Raw genomic sequence first — 17,983 nt, forward strand, 5'->3', positions numbered from 1 at the left:
CTATTTCACTTGATTTTTATTTCTTCGTATACATCTCGCTATTTGCGCAAACATTATACAAAAACTATACATTGATGATACAAATATCATACATACTTTATTTACCCCTGTAAACAGCTACCCCTAACCCGGTTTACCGGAAAAAACAGGATTATTTAAAATTAAGGAGAATAATTTCATTGTTCCGGACAAAAAATGCACAAAAAACCCTTCCGCTTCACCCGCAGGTGATTCAGAAGGTTTTTTTGCAAGCTCTTGTTCAGCGCTATTTCCTGAGTGCCGTAAATGAAAAATCAAACCATTCCTGCCAGCGTCCGGGAGGACCCGCTATCACTTCAGCAGCTTCCGGAACAGACACGCCCGTCTCTTCATAGGCCTTGCCTCCCAGTATAAACCGCATGTCCGTCCGTACCGTTTTTAAGCGTGCAATCAGCTCTTCACAGTAGGGCAGCAGCTCCTTGTCAGTAACCGACATGCAGACAGCCCCGATCCGGCTCTGCGTTTCCAGCATGGCTATAATGCCGGCCTCCGGCGTATTGGCACCCAGATAGACCACTTCGACCCCGTTTTTGCGCAGGAAAAGCGAGAACAACAGCAGGCCGACCTGATGATGCTCCCCCTCCGGACAAAAGGCCAGCACTTTCGGCAAATGGGCATACACCGGGAACAGATGGAAAAACTGATAGAAGCGGTTGGAGACCATATGCGTCATGTAATGCTCCTGTGCCACTGTCGCCGTGCCTTCCTCCCAGGCATCGCCAACCCTGACCAGAACCGGTACAAGCACCTGATGGAACATTGCCTCATACCCGTACATGGAAAAGCCGAAATCAATCAGCGCATTCGCCCGCTCGCCCTGAAATTCGAGCAGCGCTGTATAAATCTGCTGCCTCATCTTCGCGAAGGCTTCCCGGGATGTCCCGTCGCCCCCTGCCGGACCTTCTGCCGCCGGATTCTCCTTACGGGCCTTCAGCAGCCGGACCGCATGTGAAATACTGATTCCCTGCTTCTCTGTCTGCTCCTTCAGCCAGCGCAGATCTTCAATGTTGTCCTGGGTGTACAGCCTGTAGCCGGATTCCGTCCGCTCAGGTGTAACCGCCTGATACCTGTTTTCCCAGGCTCTCAATGTGACAGACGGTATATCCAGCATTTCGACGACCTGTTTAATCGAGTACACGTTGCACCCCACTCTCTTTCCCGTAAACCGTTACATAATATTTAAAAATTCAAACCTTATACAAATCATTTACACTCATTATACAGTCGTACCCGTATTATGTCATCAGATGCAGCTAACAGCCGGAGCTGTAAGGGCCTGCGGATAAAAACCCCGTGCTCCGGCAAAAAATATACGTTCCGGCTTTTTGGATACAGCTGCTTCACTTGTCCTTCCGGGGCGGTAATAGGTAGTTACAATACCAGGAGCAGACTCAGGAGGATCCTTCCATGAATTCAAGCAGGCAACCCGGCACACCGGAACGGCTTTATCAATTCAGCAATTCCATAAGCGCACCTTCCACTGCCTCCTCCAGGCAAAAATGGACGCTCCGCCGTAAAGGATCGGCAGTGATCCTGCTGCTTATTTTTTGGCTGGCCGGTGTCATGCTCTACCAGACGCACAAGCCCCTGCCGCCAGGCATTTCCTACGAAAGCCCGGTGTATAAGGTTAGTGACGTTCAGTTCTGGCATGATCTGACTTATCAGGACGGCAGCACAGACGGGGCACGGGAGGAGCAGATTCTGCCGAGAATTCTGCAGATTATCGAGGAATCCCGGCAATTTCTTGTTATTGATCTGTTCCTGTTCAATGATTATACCCATAAACACCAGCAGTTCCCTCCGGTCAGCCGTGAGCTTACCAATAAGCTTATCGCCCAGAAAGCCGCCTATCCGGGCATGGACATTGTGTTCATTACCGATGAGGTCAATACCAACTATAGCTCGGCCCCCAATCACCTGCTGGAGGAGATGAAAGCCTCCGGCATCAAGGTAGTCATAACCGATACAGACAAGCTGCGTGATTCAACGCCTGCCTACTCCGCTGTATGGCGCACCTTCATCCAGTGGTTCGGGCAGTCCGGCAACGGCCGGATTCCCAATCTGATGGCCACTGGCGGGCCTGATATTACCGCGCGCTCCTATTTAAAGCTGTTGAATGTAAAAGCCAACCACCGCAAGGTCGTAGTCAGCGAGAACACGGCCCTTATTTCTTCAGGCAATGTGCATGACCCGAGCGCCTACCATTCCAATATTGCCCTGGAGGTGCAGGGCCCGGTGATTGCCGATATTCTGCGCACCGAGCAGGCGGCGGCTGACCTCTCCGGTGCCGGCCCGCTGCTGGGCAGGACGCCGGAATTCACACAGGCTGCAGAAGGTCCGCTGGACATCCGCTATCTGACTGAAGGTAAAGTCTATAAATACACGCTGGAAGCCATACACAGTGCCGGAGCCGGCGATACCGTCTGGATGGGCATGTTCTATCTGGCCGATGATGCCGTCATCAGCGGGCTGCTGGAGGCAGCGGAGCGGGGCGCAGAGGTGCGTCTGCTGCTGGACCCGAATCAGAACGCCTTCGGCCGTGACAAAATCGGCATCCCGAACAGGCCTGTAGCCATGAACCTGAACAAGCGCTCCGGCGGAAAGATTGCTATACGCTGGTATAATACCGGCAAGGAGCAGTACCATTCCAAGCTGCTGTTTATTGCCAAAGCCTCCGGCCCTTCTATCGTGCTGGGCGGCTCAACCAACTTCACAACCCGCAATCTGGATGATTATAATCTGGAAAATAATCTTTGGGTGTCCGTGCCGCAGGATCAGCCGCTCTATGCGGAGATGACCGGCTACTTCAGCCGGCTGTGGAATAACGAGGACGCCGAATACAGCCTGCCGCTTGAGGAATACCAGAGCGGAGTAACCTGGCTGAAATATATTGTCTATAGAATACAGACCCGGCTCGGCTTTACCACTTTTTGAGCAGGCTTATTATTAGGGACAAAAAAACCGCCGGGAAGCCTGAATCGCTTCTTCCGGCGGCTCTTGTATTTGCCTGTGCTTACCTGGGTTCACGCGCTCTGCCGGCCGCTTAGAGCAGCGGCGACATCAGACGGGCGGCCGATTCCAGCAGCCGCTCCAGCAGCCGCTTGTTCATAAAGGCCTCATGCACAATCTGGCGGGTGGACAGCAGGTCACGCTCAAAATCAGCGACAATGCGGGCCACGCTCTCTGTCTGCAGCAGCAGCGCATTCACCTCAAAGTTCAGGTGGAAGCTGCGCATATCCATATTGGCTGTACCGATCGTGGCGACCTCTCCGTCGATGATAAGCAGCTTGGAGTGAATAAAGCCCTTTTCATATTCGTAAATTTTCACTCCGGACTCCAGCAGAGCCGGAAAATAGGAATGCGAAGCCAGGAACGGGAGCCATTTATCCGGCTTGGCCGGGAATAGAAGGCGCACATCGAGCCCGGACATGGCGGCTACCCGCAGCGCGGTCAGAATATCCTCATCCGGGATAAAGTAGGGGCTGGCGATCCACACCGATTTTTCCGCAGAGGTAATCATTGAGAAAAAGATGTTCTTCAGCGCCCGGCGCTCATTGTCCGGCCCGCTGGCAATAATCTGCACAGCCCCGTCCCCGTTTGTAAATCTCAGCTGCGGCGAAAGATAATCCTGCTCCATAATCGACTCACCTGTTGTATGCATCCAGTCCTGCAGAAAAATAATCTGCATCGTCCGCACGGCCTCTCCCCGCAGCAGCATATGGGTATCACGCCAGAAGCCGTACGTTTTACTGCGGCTTAAGTATTCATCCCCGACGTTCAGTCCGCCCATAAACCCCACATCCCCGTCGATTACGACGATTTTGCGGTGATTGCGGTAATTAACCCGGCTGGAGAAAAAGGAGGTGGAATTACCGTAAGCCGCCACCCTCACCCCCGCATCGGTCATTTCCTTCAGGAAAGCCTTAGAGAGCTGCATACTGCCCACAGCATCGTACATAAATCTTACAGCTACACCGGCCCGGGCCTTCTCGATCAGAATCTGCTGAATCCGCGTCCCGATATGGTCCGCCCGGAAAATGTAGTACTCCATATGGATATGATGCTGCGCCTGCCGCAGCTCCAGCAGCAGCGTCCCGAACGTCTCTTCCCCGTTGGTCAGAATCCGGGTCTCCGAGCTGAACGAAACCGGCGTCCGTGCCAGCCTCTGCGACAGCCCCAGCAGCTTCTGGCGGTTAGGATCAAATATGGACCAGTCCTGGTATGTATGCAGGGCATCGTTCTCAATGCGCTCATAGGCCATCAGGTCGCGCTGCGCTTTTTTGTCATACTTGCGGCGTTTAAATACGTTCTGCCCGAACAGAAAATAAAAGACCAGCCCAAGCACGGGAATAAGCGCCAGCAGCAGAATCCAGGCCATCGTCGTCGACGGATTGCGGTTCTCCATAAAAATGCCAAGGCCGATGGAAATCACAGTCAGCGTGGAGAAAATACTGATAATTGTACCGGCGGTGCTGCCAAAAATACCGAAGCCGAAATAATAAAATGCCAGCAAGGCCGCAATAATAACCAGCGCCTGCAATCCTCTTCTCATAGGCGACCTACTCTCTTGTTCAACCTTGTGAAACTTGAATTCCTCATCTATATATTACCTGAAGAATCGCAATTTGTAATGGTCCGGAATCTATACTATAATCTTTCTGACCATTCAGTCAATTGTAGAACCACTTAGTCAGAAAGGGGATTATACGGCTTGTGGCTGATAAAAATGCAAACAGACAGGAACTGATTATCAAGACAGCCATGCAGCTGTTCGCGGTAAAGGGCTCATCCTCGACCTCGATGCAGGAAATTGCCGAGCTGTGCGGGATTTCCAAGGGCAGCCTCTATCTGGTCTTCAAATCCAAGGAGGAGCTGGAACGCAGCATCTATATGCATTGCTTCAGGATGATCCATGATCCGCTGCAGCGGGAGGAACAGTACAGCCGCAGCAGCCCGCGGGAAAAGCTGCGTAACCAGGTTGAAATTCTACTCACGCATGTACACGAGCTGCGCGAGTTTTTGCAGCGGCAATTTCAGGAGGTTGCCGGAAAAGGCGGAGACGAGGTGCCTGAATGGATCCGCAAGGCCAATGGTCCGCTGGTGCTCTGGTTTCAGAACAAGCTGAATACCCTCTACGGACCGGCCATCCTCCCGTACACAGGCGATCTGTTCCTGTTCGCGGATGGCATGATCCATGCCTTTATCCGGCTGATCTTCAGCCAGGAATCGCAGGTATCCATCACCCGCATGGCGGATCAGCTGGTCGATCTGCTTGACATCGTTGCCGCTGGCCTGCTGGCCGGCCGGCAGGAGCCGCTGATTGCTGCAGCTGTGCTGGAGAGCTGGCTAAGCGGCCATGAGGACAGCCGGCGCCGCAGTCCGCTGCAGCTTATCAAGGAGATGCGGGCCACTCTTAGCACCGCCCCTTCTTCCGGACTGCCCGCTGCAGAAGACGGCCTGGAATCACTGGCCATCCTGGAGAGTGAATTCTTAATGCCCGAGCCCCGCAAAGCCATTATCCGGGGAATGATCGCCAACCTGCAGGCTTATCCTGCCGTACATGAGGAGCTCGAAGCACTGCAAAAGCTAGTTTCGCCTTACCTTCCAAATTCATGCGGTTTTTTCCAAGAGAGGAGCAGAACGTAACTTATGAAAAGCCTGATTCATTTTTCACTCAAAAACAAATTTGCGATTTGGCTCCTGACAATCATTATTGTGTTTGCCGGGCTGTACAGCGGTCTGACAATGAAGCAGGAGACACTGCCTAATATCAGCATCCCTTACCTTAGCGTTACTACAATTTATCCCGGTGCGGCACCGGAAGGTGTCGTCAATGATGTCAGCAAGCCGCTGGAGCAGAAGCTCCGTAATGTAGACGGCGTTAAGACCATTACCTCCTCATCGCTGGAGAATGCCTCCAGCATCCAGATCGAGTTTGATTACGGAACGAATCTGGATAACGCTACCGCTGCTGTACGCGAGGCGCTGAATGAGGTAGTCCTGCCTGACGATGCCCGTAAGCCGCAGATTTCCCGCTTCAGCCTGAGCTCACTGCCGGTTATCTCGCTCAGCCTTGCCGACAACGGGGAGACGGATCTTGAGGAGCTGACCCGCATAGCCGAGAATGACATCCGGCCGGCCCTCGAGGATATCGAGGGGGTCGCCTCCGTGTCGGTTGCCGGCCAGTATGTGAAGGAAGTCTCCCTCAAGTTTGACCAGGAGAAGCTGAAGCAATACGGCCTGACCGAAGACACGGTCAAAGGCATTGTCCAGGCCTCATCCCTGCGTGTGCCGCTTGGGCTGTTTGAAATGGAGCAATCGCAGAAGGCGGTTGTCGTAGACGGCAACATCAGCACCGTGGAGGATCTTGAAAATCTGGCCGTGCCGCTGGTGCCTTCCGCAGCCGCCGGTTCAGCCGGGGCAGGTGACGCAGCTGGTACAGGTGCTGCAGGCGCTGATGCTGCTAATGCAGGTGCCGCAGCTGCCGGGCTTCCTACAGTGAAGCTTGGAGAGCTCGCCGCTATTGAGGTTACCGGCAAGTCGGAGTCAATCTCCCGCACGAACGGCAAGGAATCGATCGGGATTCAGATTGTGAAGGCTAACGACGCCAACACTGTAGAGGTTGTAAACAGCGTAAAGGATAAGACTGAGGAGCTGAAGCAGCAGTACGGGTCGCTTGACCTTACTGTACTGCTCGATCAGGGTAAGCCGATTGAGGACTCTGTGCACACTATGCTGTCCAAGGCATTATTCGGTGCCCTGTTCGCCGTCGTAATCATTCTGCTGTTCCTGCGGAACATCCGCTCCACCATCATTTCCATCATCTCGATTCCACTGTCGCTGCTTATCGCGGTGCTGTGCCTGCGCCAGATGGATATTACCCTTAATATGATGACGCTGGGTGCAATGACCGTCGCCATTGGCCGGGTAGTCGATGACTCCATCGTCGTTATCGAGAATATTTACCGGCGCCTGTCGCTGTCCGGCGAGAAGCTGCGCGGCCGGGAGCTGATCAGTGCGGCTACAAGCGAAATGTTCGTGCCGATCCTGTCTTCGACAATCGTTACAATCGCCGTCTTCCTGCCGCTTGCCTTTGTCAGCGGGATGGTAGGCGAGCTATTCCTGCCTTTCGCGTTGACCATGGTCTTCTCGCTGATTGCATCGCTGATCGTAGCCATCACCCTGGTACCTGCGCTGGCGCACTCCCTGTTCCGGGGCGGGCTCAAGCAGGGTAAAAAGGTGCACGAGGAAAAGCCGGGCAGAATGGCTGCCGGCTATCAGAAAATTCTGGACTGGTGTCTCTCCCATAAGCTGATTACCTTTGGAGCCGCAGTTCTGCTGCTTGCAGGCAGCCTGCTCCTGATCAAGCCGATCGGGGTCAGCTTCATGCCTTCCCAGGAGGACAAGAGTGTAATCATGACCTTCTCGCCTAAGGCCGGACAGACGGCTAAGGATGTGCAGGAGCAGGGTCTCAAGGCAGAAGCATTCATTCTCGGCCAGGATCATGTGACCAACCTGCAGTATTCGATCGGGGGCAGCGGGTTCATGGGGATGGGCTCTAATAACTCCGGCCTGTTCTACATTACCTATGACAGCGATACCCCTGATTTTGAAACGGTTAAGGAAGATCTGATTGCCAGCCTGACAGCCGAGGTGCCGGATGGCGTGTGGGGTGACATGTCCGGCATGGCCAGCGGCGGTCTCGGCGGCAATACGCTGACCGTAAATATCTTTGGCGACACGCTGGAGCAACTGAAGCCGGTAGCCGATGAAATAGCAGGTATTGTAAATGCCGATACCAAAAACTTCAAGGACGGGGATACCAGCCTCTCCGAATCGTATGAGCAATACACCATCGTTGCCGATCAGGCTAAGCTCAGCTCGCTGGGCCTGACCGCCGGACAGCTTGCCATGAAGCTCAGCCCGGTTAATACCCGTCCGGTGCTGACGGAAGTGGCTGTGGACGGAAAGAACTACAATGTCTACATTGAAGCTGATACAACAACTTACAGCAGCATTCAGGAGATGGAAGACGCTCTGCTCACCTCACCGCTCGGCTTTACGGTACCGGTCAGTCAGGTTGCAACCATCGAAAAGGGCACCTCACCCGACTCAATCACCCGGATTGACGGTAAGATGAGTGTTGAGGTCACTGCTGATATTATCGCCACAGACGTAAACAGCGCCTCCAACAATGTGAAGGAAAAGGTTGAAGCCCTTGAACTCCCTGACGGAGTCACCGTCTCCTTTGGCGGTGTGACCGAGCAGATCAACGAAACCTTCGGCCAGCTTGGAATCGCCATGGCAGCCGCTGTTGCCATTGTATATTTCGTGCTTGTTGTCACCTTCGGCGGCGGTCTGGCACCGTTCGCAATCCTGTTCTCCCTGCCGTTCACAGTCATTGGCGCCCTCGTCGCCCTGCTGCTGGCCGGTGAGACACTGAACGTCTCTGCGCTTATGGGTGCGCTGATGCTGATCGGGATCGTCGTTACCAACGCGATCGTACTGATTGACCGTGTCATCCATAAAGAAAAAGAAGGAATGACTACGCGGCAGGCCCTGCTTGAGGCCGGCGGCACACGCCTACGCCCGATTCTGATGACGGCGCTTGCCACCATCGGCGCGCTGCTTCCGCTGGTCACCGGGCTTGAGAACAGCGCCGGCATTATCTCCAAAGGGCTTGGCGTGACCGTTATCGGCGGTCTAATCAGCTCTACCCTGCTGACACTGGTAGTCGTGCCGGTAGTCTATGAGTTCCTGATGAAATTCCGCAAGAAGCGAATAGAAGAGTAAGCAGCGGTTTAGTTGTACGAACTACACTTATTCAGTTGGTGTACTGACAGCGTGTTCCCTTCATACAACAAAGCCCAAAAGGCGCCTTTCTTAAACAGAAAGGCGCCTTTTCAGCGTTAAGCATATTTAATTCAATATAGCTTGGATAGCATTCCCGCCATTCTAAGCCATTGTTGAGGCACTGCTCTCGAGCGAAGCCTTCCAGGCCCGCAGCATCTGCAGATCCTGGGGCAGGAATTCCTCCAGCATGCGGCTGAGGCCCAGGTATAACGGGCTGGTGGTTGCTTCCTTAAGCAGACTGCAGAATTGCGGAATCCATTTCAGCAGATGCTCCTCCAGGAAGCGCTCCTGGATGTCCAGCAGCTCCATTGCACTGCGGACAGAGAAGCTGTTGAACAGCATCCGCTCATGCATCACGGCCATAAATTCCAGTTCAATCGAAATATGATCATCTGCTTCTCCGCTGCATTTCTTAAACACAATACCTGCGGAAGCATACAGCTCGGAGAGCTCATTGCAGAATTCCTTCTCCCGGCCAAGCTGAATGGCTTCCCGTGCAGCGAACGGGCTTACCGTACGGTCGTTCAGCAGTCTCATATATTCGGCCTTTTCCTTCTCGCAGATCCCCGGAAGCTCTGACGGGTCCTTTCCGCACAGGTAGCGCTTCAGCTCCCGTCCGCCCTCCGTCATCTCTGCAGCAATACTCATCATCTGCCGGTTTGCCCTCCATTGGGCAACCAGCGAAAGAGTCGGCTTTCTGCCGTAAAAATCAACCATGATCTGATATATTAATCCGCGGCTATCCAGCCAGCGGCTAAACACCTCCGGTACAACAAGTGCTGGAACAGTGGGTATCGTCATTTTGCAAAACCTCCCTATTGGTTTTACCGGGCGTATTGCCAGGCAGCGGTCAGCTGCTGCGCTTCCGGTATCATAGCTGTGTCTTTCGCAAAAGTTAAAATTTTAAGACTTCTGTCTAGGCACCTTTATTATATCGAACATGTAAAGCGCTTTCGGTGAGCATTCTATGACCATTGGGATGAATTGTCGCACATCTGTCAAATTTATGCTGTGTCTATATGCTTTCCTCGCCTATCATTTAGGTTGTCCTTTTGTTGACGGGGACAATCGTATTCTTTAAAATTTAATATAAAATGCATTATGAAGAAGGGAAGAGCCTATGGAACCGCTGACGGACCCTTTTGGACGATTACATGACTATCTCCGCATTTCGGTTACAGACCGCTGCAACCTGCGCTGCATTTATTGTATGCCGGCGGAAGGAATGCAATTCCAGCCGCAGGACGAGATTATGAGCTATGAAGAAATTACCGCTGTAGTAGAGGCGCTCGCGCCGCTCGGACTAAGCAAGGTGAGACTCACCGGCGGAGAGCCGCTGGTCCGCAAGGATCTGGAGCAGCTCGTAGCCATGCTTGCCGCCATCCCCGGCATTGAGGATATTTCACTGACAACCAACGGCCTGATGCTCCCGGCCAAAGCCGCACTGCTGAAGCAGGCGGGGCTGACACGGGTCAACATCAGCCTTGATTCACTTAAGCAGGACCGCTTCTCGATGATTACGCGCGGCGGCGATGTCTCCAGGGTACTGAAGGGAATTGAAGCCGCCCATGCGGCCGGCGTCTCCCCGATCAAGCTGAACGTCGTTCTGATGAAGGGTATCAATGATGATGAGATCAAGGATTTCATCTCGCTCACTTTGGACAGTCCGCTTAACGTACGGTTCATTGAATATATGCCGATCGGCAGTGCAAGTGATTCCTGGCGCCAGACCTACCTGCCGCTGGAAACGGTCATCGAAGCCTGTACTGCGGCCGGCTGGTCAACCGAGGAGGCCGAGCTTCCTTCCGGCAATGGCCCGTCACAGAACCGGCGTGTTACCGGAGCCCGTGGAACCTTCGGGCTGATCCATCCGGTCAGCGAGCATTTCTGCGACAACTGTAACCGGCTGAGGCTGACAGCTGACGGCCATATCAAGGCCTGCCTGTACTGGGCGGACGAATACAATGTGCGCCCGCTCGTGCAGGACCCGGCAGCCGTTCAGGACCTGTTCCGCCGGGCGCTGGGCAACAAGCCGCATAATCATGAGATGGCGCTGGCCCTGGAGAAAAAAGCCCAGAGCCATATCCCGACCACGCGGCGCATGTCACAGATCGGCGGCTGACAAGCAGATGGGGTGTTCCGGGGGCCTGTAACGGCTGTTTGGAACACCCCGCTTTTATGCCTGAAAACTTCTCCACAGCTGCAGCCCCATATAAACAGCCATCGCCCAGATCAGCAGTGCCGACCCCCGGTTCAGCAGCCGGGTAGCCTTGCCTGAGGTATCCGCCCGCCCGAGTATCCTCCCGGCTGCTGCCAGACCCAGGAACCACAGCCAGGATACAGCGGCCGTTGCCGCAGCGAAGCCCCAGCGTTCAGCCCCTTCGTAGCCGAGCGAGCCTGTACCGATAACACCGACCGTATCCAGCAGGGCATGCGGATTAAGGAGTGACACGGACAGCGCATAGCCGATCTGTCCTCTGGTTGAGAGCTGCCTCGCATCTCCCGATGCCGGAGCCGCCGACCATATCTGCCAGCCCATGTACAGGAGGAACAGCACACCCGCACCGTAGACTGCGGGAGTCAGCCACTCCAGCGTAAGCAGCAGCAGCGACACACCGCCGACCGCAGCCGCAATCAGCAGCGTATCACACAGCGCAGCCGTTACAACGACGGGCAGCACACTGCGAAACCGTGAATGCAGGGCCCCCTGGTTAAACACAAATATGTTTTGCACCCCTAACGGTAATATCAGTCCCAAAGCCAGAATCATTCCATGTACTATTGCCTCAGTCATTATTAACTCCCCTTTTCCGCCAATCATATGCCCGTTTATCGTACACGCTTCCGCTCCCCCAGTAACCATCCAAATTTCAATCAGCCTGCCAGCCAAGTTAAGAGCAAACTGCAGAATATGATATACTCCGGGTAAAAGAGTCCTCAAGAGCTGAGCGATATGCAATCGATATACTTGGCAGAGAAAATAGAAAGGAGCCTGTCCTTTGAACTCCGATTTCAGCCGGCCGGGCGTCCGGCAAGCACCTGCTTCATCACAGGATAACAGTAGTTCCGCACCCTCAGGCGCACAGCCTGAGACAGCGCCTCCTGCTGCTTACTTACAGGAGAACTGGCGGCCCAATCCCGCGTCTCCGCTGCCGCTGCACCTGCAAATCTCCGCCTGCTTCAGTGCAAGGATCAGCAGCGGGTCTTGGCCTGCGGGCATGAAGCTGGCCCCGCAGCGTGAGCTCTGCCGCCAGCTGGGCGTGAACCGCAGCACGTTAACGACAGCGCTAGGGACCCTTGCCGGGCAGGGGCTGCTGGAAGGCAGGCGGGGCGGGGGAACCCGGGTTACCGCCGCTGCCGGCGGTAACAGCAGCACTACCCCAGGCAGCTGGAGGAATTACCTAGAGGAGGGCACGCATTACCCAAATCTGCCTGCTGTGCAGGCGATTAACCGGCTTGAATTCGAGCCCGGGCTGATCCGCCTCGGCACCGGTGAGCCCGCGCCTGAGCTGCTGCCCGGCGCAGCCATGAACAGCGTGCTGGCAGAGCTCGCCGCCCGCCCGCTGCCGCCGCTGTCCTATGAGGAGCCGCTCGGAAATCCCGGGCTCCGCAGCGCAGTCAGCCGCCAGCTGCTGAAGCAGGGGATTCAGGCTGATCCCGGCTCCATCCTGATCACCTCCGGCGCGCTCCAGGGGCTGCAGCTGATTGCCCTCGGCCTGCTGCCGCGCAGCTCAACAATCCTGCTGGAGAAGCCGTCCTACCTCTACTCCATTCACGCCTTCCAATCTGCAGGCATAAAGTTCAGCGGCTTGCCGATGGATGAGAGCGGCATGGTGGTCAGCAAGCTTGCGGCCGAAGTGCTGCGGACCAGGGCAGCCATGCTCTATACCATTCCAAGCTTCCACAATCCAACCGGAATGGTCATGGATGAGGTGCGGAGGCAGGAGCTGATGGCTGTGTCCGGCGGGCTTGGACTGCCTATTCTGGAGGACGGAGCATACCAGGAGCTGTGGCTGGATGCGCCTCCGCCGCTGCCGCTGAAGGCACTGGACCGCGAAGACAGGGTGCTGCATCTGGGCACACTCTCCAAAGCGGCCAGCCCGGGCCTGCGCATCGGCTGGATTGTCGGCCCGGAGCCGGTCATCCGCCGGCTCGCCGACATCAAGATGCAGACCGATTACGGTGCGAGCTCCCTGTCCCAGATGGCCGCCGCCCGGTGGCTGGACGGCAACTATCACGAAGAGCATCTTACGCTGCTGCGCAGCAAGCTGCGTGAGCGGCGCGCGCTGATGCTGCAGCTCCTGGACGCCCACTTCAGCGGGCTCGCCTCCTGGAGCATTCCGGCCGGCGGCTTCTACATCTGGCTGGCCCTGGACCGCCCGCTGCCGCTGCGCAGGCTGTTCGAGACCGCCCGGCGGGCCGGGCTGCTGCTCAACACCGGCGATCTGTATGACCGGGGCGACAGCCGGCATCTCCGCCTGTCCTACGCCTATGCATCTCCCGGCGAGCTGCAAAGCGGGCTGCCGGCGTTAGCCGCAATGATAAAAGAACCCCACAAGGCATGGCCTTAATACGGAAGCAGACCCAGGTATTTCAGCCGGACACCGGAACAAAAAAAGCAGAAGCAGACAAATTAACATTTGTCTGCTGCTGCTCCCTGCATGCCTGCTGTACACGGCAGCTTTTATGAAGACCGCTGCGGCAGCCGGACCACAAAAGCCGTTCCCTCACCGGGACGGCTTGTTACATTGATGCTCCCTTCATGAAGCTCGACGATTTTTTTCACCAGCGAAAGCCCCAGCCCGCTTCCGCCCCCGCTGGCGCTGCGTGCTTTATCCGCCTTGTAGAACCGTTCAAATATCCGCGGCAGCTCCTCCTCCGCAATTCCGATCCCGCTGTCCCGGAGCTCTATCTCCATTCCCTGCTCCACCGGCCGCAGCCGGACATAAATCCGGCCGCCCGGCGGTGTGAATTTGATGCTGTTGTGCAGCAGATTGGTCCACACCTGGCTTATCAGATCCTGAACGGCAACGACCATGGCCTCTTCCAGGTCTGCCTCCACTTCGATATCCTTCTCCAGCCACTGCGGCTCGGCAGCCAGGATCATCTCGCGCAGCTGTTTGTCCAGCCGGTAGGGCTTCGCCTCAAACGGAAAGCTTCCCGCCTCCAGAGCTGACAGCTTCAGCAGATTATCACTGAGTCCGGACAGCCTGCTGCTCTCCGCCTCGATAATATCCAGGTAGTGCTGTCTGGTCTCTGCACTGATTCCTTCATCCCGCATCGCACGGGCAAAGCCGCGGATGGAGGTGAGCGGCGACTGGATTTCATGCGACACATTAGAGATGAAGTCCTGGCGCATAATCTCCATCCGGCCCAGCTCACTCGCCATCTCATTAATCCCCTCCACTATGCTCCCGAACTGACCGTAGCGCCGGCTGTTTTCGATCTCCACCTTGAAATTCCCTTGGGCGATTTGCCGCATGGCGGTAATAATCGGAATATAAAAGGCCCGTTCGTCCCCCCGCAGGCGGCCGATCAGGGCGGAAGTGCCAGCCAGCAGAAACAGAATGACAAACTGCAGCACCATTGTCAGCAGCTGGGAGGTATACGGCGTAAGCGACCAGCTAAAATGCTTTTCGAGCAGCCTTAACCCGAAGTACCCGCCGTTCCAGGAGAGATAGAAGCCTATAATTACCACGAGGATGCCCGCAACCGCCTTTAGAATATCCCTGGCCCTGCCTCTGTCCATCTACTTATCGACCTCCAGGCGGTAGCCCAGTCCGCGGATGGTGCGGATATGGAATGCATACTGCTCCATGGGGAACCGCTCGCGCAGCCGCCCTACGTGCACATCCAGCGTCCGCTCGTTCCCCTCATAATCATAGCCCCAGATCTCCTCAATTAGCCGGTCGCGCGTCAGCGTCTGGCCGGGATAGCTGGCAAGCTTGAACAGCAGCTCGAATTCCTTGAGCGGCAGGGTCAGCCCGCCGAGTTCCGAGGAGACCTCATACGTTTTGCGGTTCATCCGCAGACGGCCGACCGTGACGCTTTGCGCGGCGGAAATCTGGTAGCGCTTCAGCAGCGCTTTTACCCTGGCAATCAGCACCGGCGGCTCAAACGGCTTCACCAGATAGTCGTCTGTACCGAGCTCAAACCCTTTAACAATCTGCGCGGTTTCTCCCTTGGCGGTCAGCATCAGAATCGGGATATCGTAGCTCCTGCGCAGCTCGCGGCACAGCTCCCAGCCGTCCATCCGGGGCATCATCACATCGATAATCGCCAGATCTGCACTGTTTTCCTCCATCAGCTTCAGTGCCTCCACACCATCGGAAGCACTGTACACCTCATCCATTCCTTCAGCCCTCAAAAAGACTTCCACCAATTCGCGGATGTGCGGATCGTCGTCCGCCACCAGTATGCTGGCCATATTCGAAAGGTCCCTCCTTTCCCTGTGCCGGGACTTCCTCCAGCTCAGGTACATTCATTTGCAGCTGCTGCTCCGCGAACGCCCGGTACAGCTCATGATGCTGCAGCAGCTCCCCGTGTGTGCCTTTGCCGGTAATCCGGCCCTTTTCCATAAAAACAATCTGGTCCGCGTTCACGACCGTCGCCAGCCGGTGGGCAATAACAATCGTCGTCCGCCCCTTCATCAGGTTAGACAGCGCCCTCTGCACCACGGCCTCTGACTGGCTGTCCAGACTTGCGGTCGCTTCATCCAGCATCAGAATCTGCGGATCACGCAGCAGCGCCCGGGCAATTGCAATCCGCTGGCGCTGTCCGCCGGACAGCTTCACGCCGCGTTCACCGACATCCGTCTGATACCCGTCCGGCAGCTCTTCAATGAACTTGTCCGCATAAGCCATCTCCGCCGCACGCCGCATTTCCGCTTCAGTGACCTCCCGGTCCAGCCCGTAGCCGAGATTGTCGGCAATGGTCCCCGCAAGCAGCGGACTCTCCTGCGATACATAGCCGATCAGCCTCCGCCAGGAGCGCAGCGAGAACGCGGCTACGGGCTTGGCACCAAGCTTAATCACACCGGCATCAGGCTGATAGAAGCGTTCCAACAGTGAGAAAAGCGTCGTTTTCCCGCCCCCGCTCGGACCGACAACCGCTGTTACCTGGCCCGGCTGAAGCGTAAAGCTGACCTTGTCCAGCACCGGCCCGCCTGTATTATATCCGAAGCTAAGATCTTCTATTGTAATAGGCTCCGCCACCTGAACGGCTTCCTCGGCACCTTCATACTGCTCCTCTTCTGCGGCCAGCGTTTCAATGATCCGTTCCGAAGCGCCCTTGGCCTTCTGGATCTGAGTGAAGAATTGCGTAAGCTGGGTTAGCGGCATAACAATCTGAATCAGATAGAGGATAAAAGCGACCAGCTCGCCAGCGGTTAACGCACCCGACGAAACCTGCATACCCCCGTAGCCGATAATCACCACCAGCAGCATCATGAACACGAAGGAGACGAGCGGACTGATCATTGCACTGATTTTACCCTCACGTATGCCAAAAGCGAGCAGATTCATAATCCCGGTACGCCCGGCCTCATATTCCCTGTCCTCTGCCCCGGAGGCTTTCACCAGCCGGATTTCAGACAGCACACCGCTTAGTGTAGCGGTAAAAGAGGCGGTTTCGTCCTGAGTTCCTTTGGATATTTTGTACATCTGCCGGCCCAGCGGCACAAGAATGAGCGCGGACAAGGGCAGTACCGTGAACAGTACCAGAGTCATTTTCCAGTTCAGATACAGCAGCACTGATATCGAGCCGACAATGGAAATCACACCGGTAAACAGGCTGGCCAGATGCTCGGAAATAAGGGTTTTGAGAATCCCGGTGTCATTAGTCATCCGGCTGACGCTTTCACCTGTGCGGTTATCGTTAAAATAGGACACGGGCAGCACCAGGAACTTGCGCCACAGCCGGTCACGCAGCGCAGCTACCGTCTTTTGTCCCACGTAATTCAGCAGGTAAATGGAGAAGCCGCCGGCAATCGTCTGGGCAATGAACGCACCGGCAATCCCGGCGATCTGCAGCCTGCTGATGGAGGCGAGGGAGAAGCCGTCGACCAGGTTTTTGGTGAACATGGGGATGACGAGGCCCACCAGGGTAGAGATCATACTCAGCAGAACGGCGACTGTAAGAAGCCCGTAGGAGGGCTTGGTCTGATGCAGCAGCTTCAGAAACGGCCTCATGGCCGCACCCTGCCGCTCCTTCCGGAGCGGTCTATTTGTATTCATGGGAATCCCTCTTTTCTTGGCGGAATATTCTTCTGTAGTTTAAAGCGGATATTTAAACTGAACTTAAACAGGCTCCGGGAAAGCTGTCCGGCAGCAGTTTACAGCACCATTGCTGTTGCTGCGGCGTAATCCTCCGGTGTGTTCATGTTAAACACAGGGGAGGGCGCAGCGGGTACAGCCGGTGTAAAGCCTGACTCCTGCACATATAGCACGTCGTCCAGCTTATTAAGACAGTCCATGAACCTGTAATTCCCGGCATCCAGCGCTGCTTCCAGCACCGGAAGCACCCGCTTGTGATACAGACCGAGCAGCGGCTGTACCCGGCCTTCGCGGGACACTGCTACTGCGACATCCGCACCGCCGGGCTGTCCGGGGTTGCCGCTACCCATGTGAGCCTCCGCATGGGCGGTGAGCATATAACGCAAAAACTCCGCCGAAGCAAACGGCAGATCACAGGCTGCCACCAGATTCCAATCGTGCTGCGTATGGCTGAGCGCCGCATGAAGTCCGGCCAGCGGCCCGCAGCCCGGGTAGACATCCGTCACCTGCAGCAGCCCGAGGCTGCTGTACTCCCGGCGCTGCCGGGGACCGCTGGCAATGACTGTGCACTCTGCAAGCTGCGACAGCTCGCCCGCCAGCCTGGCGATGACCGGCCTGCCGCCAAGCTCCAGCAGCGCTTTATCCGTGCCCATCCGGCGCGAAGCCCCGCCCGTAAGTATAATTCCTGAGTAGTGCGTCATGATGTCCTCCTGTTGCGGGATATAATATGATCATCGTATCAGACTTTACTATGTGAAAACAGCGGAGCCGCGGGACAATAAACGCCTGTACATAAGCTTCATAACGATCAGCCCAAG

13 protein-coding genes are annotated in these 17,983 nt (G+C 55.8%); 5 read left to right on the forward strand and 8 right to left on the reverse strand.

Annotation, left to right across the window (positions count from 1 at the left end; translation table 11 throughout):
- Positions 1 to 265 precede the first annotated feature (265 nt).
- Positions 266 to 1,177 (reverse strand): MerR family transcriptional regulator, encoded by a 912-nt coding sequence (locus R70723_RS29570; protein ID WP_039877665.1) that lies wholly within the window; start codon positions 1,175 to 1,177, stop codon positions 266 to 268.
- A 269-nt stretch (positions 1,178 to 1,446) separates the two neighbouring features.
- On the opposite strand from R70723_RS29570, the gene R70723_RS29575 reads away from it, so the two are divergent.
- Positions 1,447 to 2,973 (forward strand): phospholipase D family protein, encoded by a 1,527-nt coding sequence (locus tag R70723_RS29575; protein ID WP_081957521.1) that lies wholly within the window; start codon positions 1,447 to 1,449, stop codon positions 2,971 to 2,973.
- 109 nt (positions 2,974 to 3,082) lie between these two features.
- On the opposite strand, the gene cls is transcribed toward R70723_RS29575, so the two are convergent.
- Positions 3,083 to 4,591, reverse strand: coding sequence for a cardiolipin synthase (gene cls, locus R70723_RS29580; RefSeq protein WP_039877668.1), 1,509 nt, complete (start codon positions 4,589 to 4,591; stop codon positions 3,083 to 3,085).
- A gap of 161 nt (positions 4,592 to 4,752) precedes the next feature.
- Between cls and R70723_RS29585 the strand changes: the two genes are divergently transcribed.
- Positions 4,753 to 5,685, forward strand: coding sequence for a TetR/AcrR family transcriptional regulator (locus R70723_RS29585; RefSeq protein WP_047171261.1), 933 nt, complete (start codon positions 4,753 to 4,755; stop codon positions 5,683 to 5,685).
- Positions 5,686 to 5,688: 3 nt separating this feature from the next.
- Positions 5,689 to 8,832 (forward strand): efflux RND transporter permease subunit, encoded by a 3,144-nt coding sequence (locus R70723_RS29590; protein WP_039877669.1) that lies wholly within the window; start codon positions 5,689 to 5,691, stop codon positions 8,830 to 8,832.
- A 162-nt stretch (positions 8,833 to 8,994) separates the two neighbouring features.
- Here R70723_RS29590 and R70723_RS29595 read toward each other — a convergent pair whose 3' ends face one another.
- Entirely contained in the window at positions 8,995 to 9,693 is a 699-nt protein-coding gene (locus tag R70723_RS29595; RefSeq protein WP_039877671.1) for a TorD/DmsD family molecular chaperone, read from the reverse strand.
- Between the two features lie 319 nt (positions 9,694 to 10,012).
- Here R70723_RS29595 and moaA point away from each other — a divergent pair, with 319 nt between their 5' ends.
- The gene (gene moaA / locus R70723_RS29600) at positions 10,013 to 11,014 is read left to right on the forward strand and encodes a GTP 3',8-cyclase MoaA (protein WP_039877673.1); all 1,002 of its coding nucleotides are present in this window, start codon (positions 10,013 to 10,015) and stop codon (positions 11,012 to 11,014) included.
- Positions 11,015 to 11,068: 54 nt separating this feature from the next.
- Here moaA and R70723_RS29605 read toward each other — a convergent pair whose 3' ends face one another.
- Entirely contained in the window at positions 11,069 to 11,686 is a 618-nt protein-coding gene (locus tag R70723_RS29605; protein WP_039877674.1) for a LysE/ArgO family amino acid transporter, read from the reverse strand.
- 205 nt (positions 11,687 to 11,891) lie between these two features.
- Here R70723_RS29605 and R70723_RS29610 point away from each other — a divergent pair, with 205 nt between their 5' ends.
- Positions 11,892 to 13,463: an aminotransferase-like domain-containing protein gene (locus R70723_RS29610; protein ID WP_081957522.1), complete on the forward strand. Its 1,572-nt coding sequence runs from the start codon at positions 11,892 to 11,894 to the stop codon at positions 13,461 to 13,463.
- 113 nt (positions 13,464 to 13,576) lie between these two features.
- On the opposite strand, the gene R70723_RS29615 is transcribed toward R70723_RS29610, so the two are convergent.
- From R70723_RS29615 to mobA, 4 genes are all read right to left on the reverse strand, one after another.
- Positions 13,577 to 14,641: a sensor histidine kinase gene (locus R70723_RS29615; protein ID WP_039877675.1), complete on the reverse strand. Its 1,065-nt coding sequence runs from the start codon at positions 14,639 to 14,641 to the stop codon at positions 13,577 to 13,579.
- Positions 14,642 to 15,319 (reverse strand): response regulator transcription factor, encoded by a 678-nt coding sequence (locus R70723_RS29620; protein ID WP_039877676.1) that lies wholly within the window; start codon positions 15,317 to 15,319, stop codon positions 14,642 to 14,644.
- Positions 15,249 to 17,126: an ABC transporter ATP-binding protein gene (locus R70723_RS29625; protein ID WP_039877677.1), complete on the reverse strand. Its 1,878-nt coding sequence runs from the start codon at positions 17,124 to 17,126 to the stop codon at positions 15,249 to 15,251. Before R70723_RS29625 ends, R70723_RS29620 begins: the two co-directional genes overlap by 71 nt.
- Before the next feature lie 98 nt (positions 17,127 to 17,224).
- On the reverse strand, positions 17,225 to 17,866 hold the full coding sequence (gene mobA, locus R70723_RS29630; protein WP_052421514.1) for a molybdenum cofactor guanylyltransferase: 642 nt from the start codon (positions 17,864 to 17,866) through the stop codon (positions 17,225 to 17,227).
- Positions 17,867 to 17,983: the final 117 nt, after the last annotated feature.

This window comes from Paenibacillus sp. FSL R7-0273, assembly GCF_000758625.1.
Taxonomy (GTDB): Bacteria; Bacillota; Bacilli; order Paenibacillales; family Paenibacillaceae; genus Paenibacillus_AQ.